The 15,674-nt window shown below is 37.6% G+C and carries 9 protein-coding genes and 1 pseudogene; 3 read left to right on the forward strand and 7 right to left on the reverse strand.

The genetic code is table 11. The features are described 5' to 3' along the window. Window positions 1-313, reverse strand: a pseudogene (locus H6G68_RS25585) (IS630-like element ISAtsp7 family transposase); the annotation flags it as partial. Window positions 314-1,049: 736 nt separating this feature from the next. Here H6G68_RS25585 and H6G68_RS25590 point away from each other — a divergent pair. Both H6G68_RS25590 and H6G68_RS25595 read left to right on the forward strand, forming a co-directional pair. After that, the gene (locus tag H6G68_RS25590; RefSeq protein WP_190909162.1) at window positions 1,050-1,781 is read left to right on the forward strand and encodes a hypothetical protein; all 732 of its coding nucleotides are present in this window, start codon (window positions 1,050-1,052) and stop codon (window positions 1,779-1,781) included. 802 nt (window positions 1,782-2,583) lie between these two features. Next, on the forward strand, window positions 2,584-4,050 hold the full coding sequence (locus H6G68_RS25595) for a Fic family protein (RefSeq protein WP_190909163.1): 1,467 nt from the start codon (window positions 2,584-2,586) through the stop codon (window positions 4,048-4,050). 516 nt (window positions 4,051-4,566) lie between these two features. On the opposite strand, the gene H6G68_RS25600 is transcribed toward H6G68_RS25595, so the two are convergent. Then, window positions 4,567-5,145 (reverse strand): PDDEXK family nuclease, encoded by a 579-nt coding sequence (locus H6G68_RS25600; RefSeq protein WP_190909164.1) that lies wholly within the window; start codon window positions 5,143-5,145, stop codon window positions 4,567-4,569. Window positions 5,146-5,934: 789 nt separating this feature from the next. Here H6G68_RS25600 and H6G68_RS25605 point away from each other — a divergent pair. Then, window positions 5,935-7,602: an ATP-binding protein gene (locus H6G68_RS25605; RefSeq protein ID WP_190909165.1), complete on the forward strand. Its 1,668-nt coding sequence runs from the start codon at window positions 5,935-5,937 to the stop codon at window positions 7,600-7,602. A gap of 91 nt (window positions 7,603-7,693) precedes the next feature. Here the strand turns inward: H6G68_RS25605 and H6G68_RS25610 are convergent, their stop codons facing one another. From H6G68_RS25610 to H6G68_RS25630, 5 genes are all read right to left on the reverse strand, one after another. After that, window positions 7,694-8,317, reverse strand: a complete 624-nt coding sequence (locus H6G68_RS25610; protein ID WP_190909166.1) for an Nmad2 family putative nucleotide modification protein — start codon at window positions 8,315-8,317, stop codon at window positions 7,694-7,696. Between the two features lie 215 nt (window positions 8,318-8,532). Continuing rightward, window positions 8,533-13,389, reverse strand: coding sequence for a CHAT domain-containing protein (locus H6G68_RS25615; protein ID WP_190909167.1), 4,857 nt, complete (start codon window positions 13,387-13,389; stop codon window positions 8,533-8,535). A 50-nt stretch (window positions 13,390-13,439) separates the two neighbouring features. After that, the gene (locus H6G68_RS25620; RefSeq protein ID WP_190909168.1) at window positions 13,440-14,198 is read right to left on the reverse strand and encodes a DUF1822 family protein; all 759 of its coding nucleotides are present in this window, start codon (window positions 14,196-14,198) and stop codon (window positions 13,440-13,442) included. After that, window positions 14,195-14,890: a hypothetical protein gene (locus H6G68_RS25625; RefSeq protein WP_190909169.1), complete on the reverse strand. Its 696-nt coding sequence runs from the start codon at window positions 14,888-14,890 to the stop codon at window positions 14,195-14,197. The genes H6G68_RS25620 and H6G68_RS25625 overlap by 4 nt, the downstream gene beginning before the upstream one ends. Window positions 14,891-15,010: 120 nt before the next feature. After that, entirely contained in the window at window positions 15,011-15,277 is a 267-nt protein-coding gene (locus H6G68_RS25630; protein ID WP_071192002.1) for an HNH endonuclease, read from the reverse strand. Window positions 15,278-15,674 lie beyond the last annotated feature (397 nt).

The raw sequence follows: 15,674 nt of genomic DNA on the forward strand, positions 1-15,674 counted from the left end.
TTGCTCCAATTACTGTAATTTTTGCACCTCGATAGAATGGCTTTAGACTGTAGACTCTTGTTCCTTTCTGTGAACGTGCATAAGTCCTTGCCAAGCCTAGTAAAACCCCTGTCTCATCTAAAAATACTAAGTTTTCTGGATCTATATCTTTTACCTTTTCCCAATATTCTGTTCTTAATTTTTGGACTCTTTCTGTTGCTGAAGAGACTACTCCGCAATGTTTTTTTAACGATTTAATCCTAATTTTTGTAAACAGCGTCCCATTGCTGACCGACTCACCCAATTTCCCGTCTTCACCGTGAATAATTCGCATAACTCGATTAAAGTTGCATCATGATTCTCTACAATCAGTTCTCTTAACTCTACTTCAATATTTGTGAGATAACTAAACTGCGGCTTCCCTCGCTGCTTAGGTTGTAAATTTCCATCAGTTTATTGTTGCAATACCCAGCTTTTGGACTAGACTTTTACTAACAGAAAATCTGATTGCTACTTGATGAATTGATATTTTCTGCTGAATATGTGCTGCAACTATTTTTTCTCGGAGATCGATTGAATATACTTTCATAAAAAAATTATCTTTTCATTATTGCTAACTGTACCTCATAACAGCGGGAAGTGCTGTAGTTAGGTCACTATTGAAATTATCTCCTAATAAGCGGAAGTATTATCAACAGGGTGAGAGAGCTATGAGGCTTATTTTGTCTGCATCTTAACCATTTTTGTCATCCCGTCAGGTAGTAGCCAATTGCCGCATTATTGCCAAATTTCTGACTGGTTCATGCAATTGCATAACGGCTCACGCTACGCTATCGGCAGTGTGGTGGAGTGCTATCTCTATTGCTGATGGGACTCGTATCCCTTACGGGACCCAAAGAATAGAGATAGCGCAACATAGTAATCGCAATTTGAACAAATTAGTGTAAAATAATTTCAATAGCAAAACCCGGTCAGCAGTGGAAAGTTAACCGGGAGTTGCATTTCAATAACTCACTCACCACTTGGGGCGAGTCGTTTTGTTTTGACCACATTCGCAGCAGTCGTTATCTATGACTACATTAACAGCTCTCGACCCAATTGATCAACAAATTTTTGACCAAATTCAGAAACAAGCGCAACAAATGACTCGCGCCTTCATCCAGTTGTGTCAAACCGTCTACTTTGCAAAACTGACGTGCCAGCGCACTGAGTTGAAGGCCATTCAAGAATCATTAGAGTGGACAGCAACCACGGCCACCTCCTATGCTAAGGTAGGTGAGTTCATCGCCGAAATCGAACCTAGCAATCTAGATTTGCTCGATTGCAACACAATCAAAGCTTTGTGCTGCGAGAAGTTTCAACCAATATTAGAACGCCTCAAATCAGAACGTCTCACAGTAGCAGAAGTTCGCCAGGAGATGGCGCAAATCAACAAGTCGCTGAAAAAAGAGAAGCCACCGCAGCGATTATTGGAGTGGAAGAGAGAGAAGACCGGTGAGGGAACGTTAATTATTCGTTTGCAAGATGTGGAAGCAGGTTTAGAATTTGAAAGCAGGTTAAAAGCCTCCTGTCTCCCGTTGCCATTGTTCATTAGGAATTTACTCAGACAACAGCCAGTGCAACCGGATATGAATTGGCAAGCAGCCCCAGAAGAATCAGTCGCACAGATGGTAGAAAAATTACCACAAGCAGAGGAAATCGCAGAAATAGAGAAGGTGATTTGTGGGGAGCATCCCAGTTTTTTGCAAAGGGAAGAAAAATCAGTCAGAACAGGTGAGACGAGTGTATTTACGTACAAATGAATTCAAAACAAAAGCAAGGACTTCAACTTTTAAAAAACACGAGCCAAAACCCTGATCATTACGAAATTTTTAGATTTCGAGTGTTTATTCCATTCATAGCGGGTGGTGTGTCGCCTGTGGAAATGCTTTCAACCCATTAGGAACGCAAATTTAACAACTTGCAATTCTGATTTAACCTGGAATCCCTCTTCCATCACTTTCGGAAAGCAAAAATCTGATAGCCGTGCCATTAGCCATACCCTTTATTTAACAAGGTTTTTGGTGATTTATTACTGTTTCAAAATGTTCTTCATATTTTGTTATTAATAAAATATTCAAACCTTTATCACATCTATATTTCAAAATTAGGAAATTATTTTTGTGCTTCCCAGTTTCATGAAAGAGGGTTATAACAAATATTGCTAATTACTCGAAATCTGTAAGTTCAGGAGGCAGGAGGACGAAGGCAGGAGGCAGGAGGAACCCACCCTTAAAAGAATGGGATTGAGGTAAGGACACTTTATACCTTGCGCTATGCGTCTCGGTATAATTCCTTTTTTAAACTGGGCTTTAGACCCAGAACTAAAGTTTTTATTGATACTTCCACCTCCTGCCCTCTGCCTCCTAACTCCTGCCTTTTTGGTAAATTTAGAAAAAAAGTGAGAGATGGCTACTAAGCTTACCAAAGTGATGAGTGAGTATTAGCTTTTATCAACAAATAAAATTTACCACAAAATATGGGTTACCAAAAATAAGAGTTTGAGCATAAAAACTTGGAAAACTTAAGGTAAAATATTAGAAAATCATCAAATAGTAATTACTTATGATATGGCAACCAATAGAAGATATATTATCAAATTGGCAAAATTTAGCTAGTTCTGAGTTACGTCCTTTGGTTACTGTTTGGAATGAGCAGGCAGAGCGGCTGCGTGCATCTGGTGAATTTAAAGTTTTTATGGAAAGACTACGCCGGGAAATAGCTATTGAAACGGGAATTATTGAGCGGTTATACAATATAGATAGAGGAATAACTCGCCTTTTAATTGAACAAGGAATTAACGAATCTCTAATTCCTCATGGAGCGACAGATCGTCCGGTAAAACAAGTAGTATCTTTAATCAGGGATCAAGAAACTGCTATTGAAGGATTGTTTGATTTTGTCGGTGGACAAAGGAATTTATCAACCTCTTATATAAAACAGCTACATCAGGTTCTCACCCAAAACCAAGATAATACAGAGGCTTTAGTTCCATCAACAGGGGAAATTATTCGTGTTTCTCTGATTAGCGGTGACTGGAAGCGTCAACCGAACAATCCTATCAGACCAGATGGTATTATTCACGAATATTGCCCTCCAGAACAAGTGGCATCAGAAATGGATAGGTTGATTGAATTACATCATCAACATCGAAATCAACAAATTCCTCCTGAAGTTGAATCGGCTTGGTTGCATCATAGATTTACACAGATTCATCCATTTCAGGATGGAAATGGCCGAGTTGCTCGATGTATTGCCAGTTTAGTTTTTATTCAAGCTGGTTGGTTTCCCCTAGTTTTGACTCGTGATGACCGAGCGGATTACATTACCGCTTTAGAGCAAGCAGATCAGGGGGATTTATCAAAATTAATTAATTTGTTTGCCAAGAGCCAAAAGCAAGCTTTTCTCCGCAGTCTTGGTTTATCAGAACAAGTGTTATCAGAGGCACGACGGACTCAGGTTATTATTGCTTCCATTGCTGAAAAGCTCAAGCAAAATCAATCAGCATCTATTCCAGAGCGCAGTCAAAAAGTTGAAGATTTTGCTTCAAAGTTATTTGAAATAGCCTCTAATCGCGCACAAGATGTGGCCAATGAAATCAAGCTATCTGTACAAAATATAGTGGATGATGCAGATGTTTTTATCATTAGTGCGCCTGCTGGTGATCCTCGTTCATATTACCACCGTTACCAAATTGTGGAAACTGCTAAACAGTTAGGATATTTTGCTAATCTTCGTAGTTATCATGCCTGGATACAGTTGGTTATTAATATAGGAATATCAACGACAATTTTGTTTTCTTTTCATGTTCTTGGACATGAATATCGGGGATTGCTAGTATGTTCAGGTTGTGCCTACCATAGAGATAATACAGAAGATGGTGAACGCAATATTAGTGATATTCAAACACTAACTGATTCTCCATTTCAGTTCTCTTATGCTGATGAAGATGATAACTTAACAGAGCGGTTTAAGTTATGGTTGGAAGATGTAATCCTCACGGGGTTGGAATATTGGAACAAGAGTCTGTGAATGCGATGCCTATCTTATTAGACCTCTTGCAGAATTCATTTTATGTTACAATTGAGGATTGGCTTAATTTTAGCTAAAAGTTAGAATCACACGCCTATCTTTGAATTTGTGATGCCTTCGGCGAGCGTAGCTATCGCAACAACACCCAAATAAATTACATAAAACCTAAAACCCCTTATTGTACCACAGAAACAATTGTGCAAGAGGTCTATTGTTCCTAATCTGAGGTATTTTGAGTTGGTATTCAAATAGTATTCGTAATATAAATTTAGATTCTGTTATAAAAATTTACTTTAATCTAGCCTGGTTTTCTAGTCATTCTCAATAATTAAGATTTATTGAGAATATAGTCTCTCTACCTACAAGCATCTAACCCTTTTGAAGACTCTTTTCTAGCGAATTTTCTTACATCGAACTCAGGTGTTATCGGAGGTTTCAACTGCATTTTGTGATACATGGATCACAAAATGCAGTTGATCCAGGAATATTTGGAGATTGTGGTTTTCGGTGCTATTTTTATGGTGTAGCTGACAAGTAGCCTTGGCGATACTTCTTTTTCTTCAAGGAAGCTGCTTCTTTTCTTGACCATTGCTTAACAGGAGTCAGTTGTGGAACATCTGCAAATTGGTAACTCAATGATTCATTTTTACTCAACTTTGCTACTACATTAGCAATAAAGCGACAACAGCGTTCTGGCTGACTAACTACTTGTTCCTCTGCAAACCTAATTATTACCCATCCAGCATCCACAAAACACTTATTCCTATAATCATCATCGCCAATAAAATGTGTTGGTTCTCCTGTAGAAAAACAATGGCTTTCATCCACTTCAATATCAAGATGTAACTCAGTATTTGGTTCTATAATTGCAAAGTCTGCGGTATAAGGGCGGTCATGACCATTTGGTAGCATTTCTTGTTGCGATCGCACCCAATCACCAAAATAATATTTTAGCACTTGTCCAAACCGTTCTTCAGAAGCACCCACAGTCACGCTACCACTACCATGCGGTTTAATACAAGGAGAAAGATTTTTAGTATCAGCGAAGGTGGGAATTAAAATAATAGGATAAACCGGAACTAATTTAGTCACCATTGTTGCATACAAGTAACAACACTTCCAATACCTTTTGATTAAGGGGGAAAAGTTATAATTCCTTTACCCAGACAACAAAGTAAATTGTGGACTAATCAGAAAAGTATTGATTATACTCCTATTTTAAAAACACTCTTCTTACTCTAAATCTGTAACTTAATCTATTTTTATTTACATTCTGCATCTATCATTTGATAGAAAGAGATTACGTAATTAAATCCTAGCTAAAACCTCAAATTATCATTATAATTTGGCTATACAAATCAGATTTAAATCTTGTTATGTCTGCTGAAACTCTCATGTCAGCCAAAGTTTTGGCTAATCTGGATTTTCAAAGATTCAATCATCATGCAGAATTGGTATAAATCTAGTACAGCACGGCACAAGTGAACCCACCATTATAATTGGTAAAAACTTTGTAGTTTAGAACTCTTGTAAAAGGTAGGTGTATTTACGCCAAGAGGTACTAGTAATCTATCAAGAAGTAATTGATGGATATAAATTTGCCAAAAACTATAAAATTTAAAGCTTTTTGATTTTCATAACCTGTCAAATTTATTTTGACAGACTAAGTAGGCAAGTTTAATTAAATTAAGATAGAAAATGTATCTCAAACTCTTATCAATCAATGATTTGATAAGATATTGAACCTGCTCGATTATCTTATAAATAATTATGTCTCCCTACTTACTAGCAACTATTTCAGATATCTGAAAAGCTGCAGTATTCATTGATTTTGACTTTCGCACTGCGGTACTAATCCTATAGAAAGCTTTTGCATATAATAATATGGCATCCTTATTCTTAGAAAAACTGACTAACTTCATCAGCACAGGAGAGCCTGTGATTATTTGTGAATCTCCTGTACAAGAAAGATATCGAATGCTCCGCTCTCTTTGCCAGTATTGCTCAAAAATAGGCATTAAGTGCTATCTATGGAATTTGGGACAAGAAATAATTAAGGAAATTGAATGCGTCAATAATATAGATTTAAGTTTCAAATATTTTTCTGGTTATACCCTAAATCCGACACAAGAGCTTAAAGACCACTTTAGAATTTTGAATTTTTGGGAATGTTTTCAGGGAGAAGGAGTATTAATCATCGAGAATTTGTATCCTTGGATTAGTGCTAATGTAGCCCAAGAAACGCAGTTTTTCTTGATATCTGAATGGGTGAAATCAAAGTTGCTCAATCTTTCCTTCTCCCAATCTACTGTTGGTAAAATCAAATGCGCTATTCTTTTAGGTTCTCAAGCTAACTTACACCCAGAACTTGCTGCTCAAATCCCTGTAGTTACTCAAGAATTACCTGATATCTCAGAAATTACTGCAAGTCTTAATGAGGAAGCAGAGGGAATTTTACCACCAAATTTGAGCGAAATTGACAAAATTACAATTGTCCGTAGTGGGATTGGACTATATATTTCCGACTTAATAAAAGGGCTAAAATCAATTCATTCTCATGATAAAAGTCCAGAAGCAATAGCCCAAGAACTACTCCAATATAAAATCAATTTGCTCAACAGACTTTATGGAATTGAGTTTATTCCTACTCCCCAAGTTCCCTTGGGAGGATTAGATTTGATGCAGGAGGCTTTTAAGAAATTCAAAAGATTGTTTAGTCCCCTTGCCAAAGCCTATAAACTCAGAGTTCCTAAAGGTATAATGCTGGTAGGTCCTCCAGGTACGGGTAAATCACATTCTGCTAAAGTATGCTCTCAAATTTTAGGTGTTCCTTTGATTTTAGTAGATTGGGGTAATTTGAGAAGCTATGGTAATGAAGCAGAAAGAAAACTGAAACAGTTACTAAATTTAGTAGACTGTTTGAATGAAGTTGTTATTTATTTTGATGACTTTGATAAGGGATTTGCTGGAGATGATGATATAGCTAGAAGGTTAGCAGGACAGTTACTCACTTGGATGCAAGAACGTACCAGTGATGTAATTGTAATCGCCAGTGTCAACCGCTTGGAATGGCTACCACCAGAATTAACTAGGGCAGGCAGATTCGACTACATTTATAAAGTAGATTTGCCTAATTATGGAGAAAGACACAGTATTTTTAAACTCCACTGTGCTAGATTTGATGATAGTTTTAGTGGTGATGTTTCTAATAGCATTGACCCTTACAGTCAAGAGGAATGGCGACGACTATTGAAAGAAACTAATCGTTGTGTAGGTGCAGAAATCCAAACTATTGTGGAGAGGGCTGCGGCTACTACTTTCTGTCAAATGTTTCCAGAAGATATGCCTGTTCCTAGCAATGGTAAATTACCACCATTGGAGATTTCTGTGGCGACGCTGTTAGCAGAACGTAAACAAATCAATCCATTAGCTATTAGAGAAGCAGATAAGGTGGAAAGTATGAGGAATAAAGCTGAACTTCAGGGGTTGCCATCTTCGACCATAGATTCATCGGAGTATGCAATTGGTAATGTTGATATATTTGATGGATGAACTACTCATGATAACCTATTGAACCAACCATGAGCTTCTGTAATCACGGGGAAGCGCCTTAGCCTTAAATTAGACTTTTTTCTAGATAGCATTAAGCGCAGGAACAGCCAATATTTGAGGTGAACTCTTTCTTGAGTTGCGGTTCACCATGTAATTGGTTAGGAACATATCCTAAATTTTCGATCCAATTTATAAATTCTTTTACGTATGGCTGATTTGCTGTCGATTTATGCCCTTGATTTGTATGAATAATTGGGTTTAGTGAATCAGGTAAAAAAATAGGATTGTCGCCAAAGTAGTAGAAGTGTTCAGATAACAACACATTTACGCCTTTTAAATCACCTTCTTTATTACCCATTTCATGAACACTTTTTCGTAATCTTGGTGGTTCTCCCTCGCTGTATTCATAAATGCAATCCCCAATTCGATACTCGAATTTATGGCTCTTCCACTTGGGAATTTTGTGAGGACAGTGAATTCGGCAAAATTCATCGTATTCTTGCAATGTCATCTTGTTAGTGATCTGCATCGCATACACAACGCAATTGGTAATACTGCCAATTGGTGAATGCCTAGAACCAAGTCCTACAACCCAATCTCCGATGTTTGCTACTCGTCGAATAGCAGGCTTACAAATTGCCAGAGTACAGATTCCCCAAAATGGGTTAGGGGCTGCGCCATCATCGTAACGTAGGCAGTACGAGAATAGTCTCATTCTTATGATTACAATTTATTCTGCGTTGTTTAATTCTACATCCTTGATTGGATAAATCACAAAAGCCAACGAGATATATAAGTAATTTTTCTTAATTACTTAATCGTTCTCCTCTAAAGAGTTATCACCTTCAGTCAGGAACTTACGGATTTTGTTCCTCTAGTAATGAGGATAAAAGTTGTCAACAATTTGACCATGAATAACCTAATCTCAGTCTAACCCAACCCGGAACAGGTGAAAGCTGCCCAGTAAAAAGGGTGAAAGAAAGGTTTGAACTCTAAACAAAAAGATTCCAAATCTTTATTCGCTCCATAAATGCGCTTTCCAATTTGGTCATGTTTTTTGTATTCTTCATTGCGTTGCTGATACAGTTGAGAATTTTCTGGATGAATATCTCGTTCTTTTTTAGTTTTTTTACGCAGCATTTCGGTTTCTTTGGCTTTCTGCGTCAAAAAAGAACTTAACTTGGGTTTGTAAATAGTGGTAAGAGTTTCACCTGTAAGACTACGCAGTTCAAATTGAGCCTTTTTAAGTGATTCTAATCGGTTATTTCCCTGCTGTCGGTATTGATGATAAAATAATGAAAACAACGCAGTTGCCAAGTCATCCACAGCCCAGAGTGTACTAATCACACTTTTTGCACCAGCACAAAGAAAACCTGTGGAAAGAGTTAAAATATCGTCAGTTATTTCAGCAACACTTAAGCCAGTTTCACAGCAAGAAAGGAATACATCTTCTAATTGAGGAGTGCGCCAACCAGGAGTTAATAATTGACCTAAAGTAATACGTCCATCTGCTAGAATTAATGCCGATTCTAAAGGATTATCAAGACGTGATTGGGCATGATGACTAGAATGAATTACTTGAACTTTTTGCAGCAGTTGCCGATAGTTACTAACACTAGCTTCTTGACTACCTTTTAAATGTTGATGATTGGGAATATCGTATAAAGTTGCTAGTTGTTCTCCCTCCCAGTTAGCATAAGGTAAATCTTCAGTAGCATCTTCAACAATCCCATATTTTAAATTACTATTTATTGAGGTACGGTTATAACAAAATTCTAGAATTTGACAACTTGGAACATAACGAATCAAAAATTTATCCCCCAAATATTGACTTTCTCCAATTGGTAAAGCAGCAAAAGGAATTTGATGTAATGCTAGATGAGGAATAATAATTAATTCATCAATATTTTTCAGATGTTGTGTAATCAAATCATTTAATCTTAAAACTTCAGCTAATTCTAATGTGAACTGACTAAATTGTTCTTTCCAAACATCTTTGTTATTAACATATTGAGCTAACCAGTGAGTGATAATAGATTCTTGTAAAGTTTCAAATCCTAATCCATTACAAGTGTGCAAAGTAACTTGGCTTTGCTGAATGATAAAGATATGAGTGTCATTCGAGGTAGTATAAAAGCTCAGAATAGCTGTTGTAGTAGGCAGTTTAATTAGCTGCTGTATAGATGATAAATTCATGGGACTGACTTGAATTTGACCAGCCAATACAGGATCTAACCGGCGCATCTGTTCCCAAATTTGCTGTTTGTCAGCTTCCAAATTGGCAATTGTTTCGTTATCAGCTTTGATGGCAGCGCGATTTTGTCGGCTTTTACTAAGTTGATTACTATCCAAATTATCGCTATGATAATGATGTCTTCGTTCATGATTAATTTGCCGTTGTATAGCTTCAAAATGTTGTAAATACTGGTGAATTTCTGGGGGAATTTCACCATTTGCATAAAGGTCATTACTGGCCATTAAATCTACAAGTCGTTTTGAGCGAGAACGTTCGACATATTCAACAGCTTTATGCAGTTGTTTATTATTAATACAAGCTTGCACTATATTTTCATAAACATGGAGAGAATCAGCTAAAATTTCTTGACGACGTGATTCTGAACTTGCCCAAGTGCGACTGGTTTCTACAGCTTCAATTGCCATACTATAGCCCCTAATCGCTTCAGCCCAATCACCAATGTTAAAAGCAGTGTTTCCTAGCATTTGTCCTGCTTTTAGGCAATCTGCGGGAAAAGCAGTAGGAGTAAAGATGTTTAAACTTGAACGATAACAGGTAATTGCTGTTTCTACTTGATTTTGTTCTAAGAAAACATTTCCTAAATTTAGATTAGTTAACGCCCACTTCCAAGGAGATTCTTCTTTGGTTAAAACTTGTAAAGCAGATTGATGAGCAGCGATCGCTTTTTGTAAGTTTTCGTTTCTATCCCCGTGAATGCGGTGAAGATAGGCATTAGCCAGATTTATGTGTACTTCCGCCCAACTTATGGGGAAGTCTGCTTTGGTGTAAACTTGTAAAGCAGCTTGGTTTGCTGCGATCGCTATTTCCACATTTTCTGCTGCATCACCCCTAATTCTCTGACGATAGGCAGATCCCATATTAAATTGAGTCTGCGCCCAAAGTTCTGGGAACTCTTCACGAGTACGAATAGAAAGAGCATTTTGATAACAAGCGATCGCTTGTTCTAAATTCTCAGCTTTGTCACCTGTAATGCTATCTTTGTAAACAATGCCTAGATTCTGTTGCACTTGCGCCCATCCTTCAGGATATTGATCACGAGTGAAAACCTGCATCGCAGCTTCAGCAGCCTTGATTGCTAGTTCAGCGTTTTCCACCTGATCACCACGAATCCTAAAACCATAAGCAATCACTAAACTATTTTGAATTGTTGCCCAGAGTTCGGGAAACTGTTCACGGTTACAGACTTGTAAAGCATTGTGTAAGTAAGAAAGGGATTGTTCCAAGTTTTCTGCTTGCTCACCTTTTATTCGACGGTGGTAAGCACTGCCTAAACCGAATTGACACATACCCCATGCTTCTGGGAAAGCTTCGCAAGTCAAAACTTTAGAAGCAATTTCATATCCTGTAATAGCAATCTCTAAATTATTCGCCTCATTGCCATATCGAAATTCTTTAATCTGAAGACTCAAACCTAAAAGACTTACAGCAATACCTTTTGCATACTCTAGTGGTACTTCAGACAGCATAGCTTCTGTCTTTAATCGCAAAACAGTTGCAAAGCGTTCATCGAGTTTGTGTTTATTTGCTTCTAGTAATGGATATATATTTTTGAGATTTTCTTGGTTTTTTATTAATGGTTCTAATGCTTCAAATAATTGAATCTGCAATAGTTCGCGCAGTGTATCTTGAATATTTCCCCATTGTTCAGAAAAATCTTTCTTGGTAAAAACAGTAGCCGCTACCTCATAACCTGTAACAGCAATTTTTAAGTTAATTGCTTTATCACCTTGTGGAAACTCTCGAATCAAATTACTCAAACTTAAAATAGTTGCAGCAATTTGAATAGCTTGCCCTGATGGTATCTTTCTGAAAACATCCTCAAGCCTTTGCAAGTGCTGAATAAATTGTTCATCTAATTTGTTGAGATTATTTTCAAGAATTTGATATACTGCTTGTGATTCTCCATTACTTTCAGAAGTTGCCTGTAATAACTGCTCAAAAAATTGTGAATCTGAAAAAATTTGTTGAAGTTCGTCACCATCTAACAGATTTAAAACCTGTTGAAGCCCAGAACGCTCTGCATATTCTCTAGCTTTATCTCGTTCCCCATTGGCGATACATAAGACCACCATGCTAGTGTATACAAATATTTCTTCAGATATTTCTTGTGGCTGAGAAATGTTACTCCAACTGCGAATTTGTTCAACAGCTTCAATGGCGATCGCATAACCTGCAAAAGCTTCTGCTTTCATTCCAGCAGCCAAGGCTGTTTTACCTAAAATCAATCCAGTTTGTATGCAATCTCTTGGGAAATCTGTAGGAGTAAAAACTTGCAAAGCAGCACGGAGACAGTCAAGAGATTCAGTAATTTGAGTGGCTTCATAATAGGCATTTCCCAAATTACTTTTTGCTCTTGCCCATCGTTCAGGATAATCAGAAATAGTGTAAACTTCTAAGGCGTTAGTATATGCCAAAATCGCCTTGTCTAGATTCTGTTTTTTATTGCCGAGAATCCTTCGAGTATAGGCAGTACCAAGGGTAAATTGACTACTAGCCCAATAATAGGGCGATGTCGAACGGGTACGTACTTGGAGCGCGACTTGATAGCAAGCGATCGCCTTTTCTAAATTCTGTGCTTTATCACCCTGAATCCTACAAAGGTAGGCATTACCCAAATTATTTTGAAGAGTACCCCAAAGTTCAGGAAGTTGAGCGCGGTTAACGACCTTTAGAGCAGTTTCATAGCAAGAAATTGACTTTTCAATATTTTCAGTTTTGTCTCCTGTAATTCTGTCAGTATAGACAAGACCGAGATTATTTTGAACTCTTGCCCACTCTTCAGGAAAAGCTTCGCGGGTGTAGATAATCTGAGCATTATTACAAGCAACAATTGCCTTTTCTTGGTTATGGGCGCGATTTCCTTGGATGCGATTGCGGTAGGCTGGCGCTAAATTAGTTTGAATATCAGCCCACATTTCTGGGACAATCTCACGGTTAAAAATCTTGGTAGCAGCTTCTAAGCCTGTGATGGCAATTTCTAAGTTAATCGCCCTATTTCCGAAGGGAAATGCCCAAAGCATGGAACAAAAATCAACAATACAAAATCCGACTAATATGAATTCTTCTGTGATGGAATTGTTGTTTATTAGGTGAAAATTTATCCAGTAATTAAATTGTTCATAAAAATTCTCATTGAGTTGATCTAAGTTAGCTTTCAGTAGAGAATAAAGGGCTTGTGAGTTACCTTTGTTTTGAGCGATTGCCCACAATATTTCACCCAAAAAAGCCGGAGGTCTAATAAAATTATCCGTTGCTGAAGGCTCATCTCTGTATAATCCCAGTTCTCCAACTAGCCAATTTGCTAAATAGTTCAAAAAGTAAGCAGAACGAATATCTCCTTGATTGCCCCGGATTTGAGCTACCATGTCTATAGTTTCTACCAATCCAGCATCAAGCAGATGTGGATGTTTCCTGAGTATCTTCATTTCCTTGCCACTCGGACAGTTGAGTAGCTGCTTAATCAGTTTGAAATAAGCTTTTTGGCGTTGAGTAAAATCTGGTGATTTTTGAGAACCGAATCCTTTAGCCATGTCAATTAGATGTTGTGAGTGATTATATACATCAGCCTCTGGCGCTAAAATTACGCAGCATCTTCCCAAATTTCTGCTAACTTCTCCATTAGCATTTCGGCTAAATCTTGTAATTCGCTATCATCTTGCTCAATAATTTCACGAGTAGCACCAACAGCCATAGCATCAACCGCTAATATTTCACCCCCAGCATATCGCCACTCAAATTCATCACCAGTTCGGTACAGAAGCTCGAATTGTGCGGCAATTTCTGTTAGAGGTTTATTTTCTAAGATAGAACGGACTTGTACTGCTACCGAGTCATCAGTTTGTAGAAAAGCAATCGCTTCTTCTAAACGAGAAATTTGCTGTAATAGAGACTCAATCGGTTGAAGTTCTGAGACTGCTAACTGTACAGGTACATTCACTTCATCAAAGGCCGGTACAAATCCTAATAGCTGTACCGAGTCGAGACTTTCCTGAAACTGTATACCTACATAGCCAATCCGATTTTCTATATTACTCGGTAATAAAATGACAGTTTCTGTGGGTAAAACTGGACAGCATTCTAATGTTCCCACATTGGGAATTACCAAATCAGCTACATTTGATAAAGCTGCTTTTACTGGATTCCAGCAATCTGATTCTGTTAAATCTGTTGGTATTTGCAACCATTTTAAATAACGATGAACTGCGTAAACCGCTAACGCATTTAAGTAAACTCGTTTTCCTTTTTCTACAGTGCTTTGTTGAGAAGCTAAATATCTGGCTCTAGAATGAATCTCTAAATCTAGTGGAATCATTAACAATGGGGAAGTTGTGCGATTCATAAAGATTGCTCCTGTTTATATCCCAAATCTTCAGCAATTTTTTTTAGTATTGGTTCGCATTTTCTCTTCCAATGCGAATTGACAGTTGTGTAAGGAATACTCAAATCTTTTGCTATATCTGCAAATTTGTCAGGCGGTTCTTTGAGTACACGCCTCTGACTAAGGAATTGACAATTACACTGAGCCGAAGAACTAGGATAACTATTTTTGAGTTTTCCTTCAGGATCTTGTTCGATGTAAAGCTCTAATTCTAGAGCAATCCGTTGAGTAGTTTCTCTCTGAGAGTTTTCAATTAAACCATCCAAACCACTCAAAGTAAAATTGGGCAGCTTGTCCAGTAGAGTTACTTCTCCAAAATCAGATTTAATTGGTGCATCTAAGCTAAGTGGAGCATCTTTATCAGGAGAATATAAATCTGTAATTCGCCAACGGAGATAGCCGTTTACCCACTTCGTCAAACTTTCTACAACTGAACCAGAATAAGGCTCAAATTGAGAAATATTCTCGCTCACCCACTCAAAAGTAAGACTTAGAGCTGCTGGATAATCTGGATGAGAGGATTTGCGTAATCCTGGGAGTTGCTGAATTTCTAGTAGTAATCTACTCAGGGAGCAACGCGATTTTATGCTTTTAGGTGGATGTTGACCTACTTGTGTAATCAAAGTAGTCAAACGTTCTTCTAAGTCATCCATGCCACTTTTTTCAAAGGTGTTATTTTTGTGATCACCATTATCTCATGTAGTCAGATGCTTATATCTATAGCAATATCCAGAATTTTTCGAGAGCATATTTTGACAAAATTCAACTAAATGCTATTGGTAAGTTATATTTGCAAGCTCAAAACCCGCATTTCTGATCCCTGGTGGTAACAGACTATTGCCACGGGAATTATTGCAAGTGAAACAAGCCAACCGCAAATTTGAGATACTATTAGATCCACCTCGGCTTTTAGGAATTAAGTGTTCAATAGTTCTTTCCGATTTAGTCATTTGCTTACCACACCAGCAACAGCGATTTCCATACATTTGTAATAACTGTTGTCTCTTGCTACGCTTCGAGGCTGGAGACATATTAGCCATAATTTAACTGCCTGAGTTTCAAGTTTTGAAGGTGTTCACTTGCTTAACAGGGCAGTACGAAAAAATTACGCAGAGTTTTTTTGATGGCGTTGCCAAAATTGCCAAAATAGGAGCAAACTATTGAAAGCTGGGCGTTGCTGAATTTTTGAATCTATTTAAATTTCCAAATTTAGGACTCCACTATCCTTTTGCCGTATTAAAATAAGCCACATCCCTATGCTTCCCAAACTCCTAAGCAGAACACAAAAGGATAGTTTTACTCGTTTGTGCATAGCACCTATTTTCTAAATAGACATCTCCGGAAATAGCTAAAGTGTTACTGCCACTGCTTTTAAAAGTGAGATGCCCCAATGCAAAGGTAGCTGGCTGGTACGCTAAAATAAGCGTTAGAGATGCC

The sequence above is a fragment of the Anabaena catenula FACHB-362 genome (assembly GCF_014698735.1).
GTDB lineage: Bacteria > Cyanobacteriota > Cyanobacteriia > Cyanobacteriales > Nostocaceae > Anabaena > Anabaena variabilis_A.

Excerpts from the sequence above, each read along its gene's own strand:
- H6G68_RS25590 (WP_190909162.1), top strand. The coding sequence starts at position 1,050 with ATGACTACATTAACAGCTCTCGACCCAATTGATCAACAAATTTTTGAC.
- H6G68_RS25595 (WP_190909163.1), top strand. The coding sequence starts at position 2,584 with ATGATATGGCAACCAATAGAAGATATATTATCAAATTGGCAAAATTTA.
- H6G68_RS25600 (WP_190909164.1), bottom strand. The coding sequence starts at position 5,145 with ATGGTGACTAAATTAGTTCCGGTTTATCCTATTATTTTAATTCCCACC.
- H6G68_RS25605 (WP_190909165.1), top strand. The coding sequence starts at position 5,935 with ATGGCATCCTTATTCTTAGAAAAACTGACTAACTTCATCAGCACAGGA.
- H6G68_RS25610 (WP_190909166.1), bottom strand. The coding sequence starts at position 8,317 with ATGAGACTATTCTCGTACTGCCTACGTTACGATGATGGCGCAGCCCCT.
- H6G68_RS25615 (WP_190909167.1), bottom strand. The coding sequence starts at position 13,389 with ATGGCTAAAGGATTCGGTTCTCAAAAATCACCAGATTTTACTCAACGC.
- H6G68_RS25620 (WP_190909168.1), bottom strand. The coding sequence starts at position 14,198 with ATGAATCGCACAACTTCCCCATTGTTAATGATTCCACTAGATTTAGAG.
- H6G68_RS25625 (WP_190909169.1), bottom strand. The coding sequence starts at position 14,890 with ATGGATGACTTAGAAGAACGTTTGACTACTTTGATTACACAAGTAGGT.
- H6G68_RS25630 (WP_071192002.1), bottom strand. The coding sequence starts at position 15,277 with ATGGCTAATATGTCTCCAGCCTCGAAGCGTAGCAAGAGACAACAGTTA.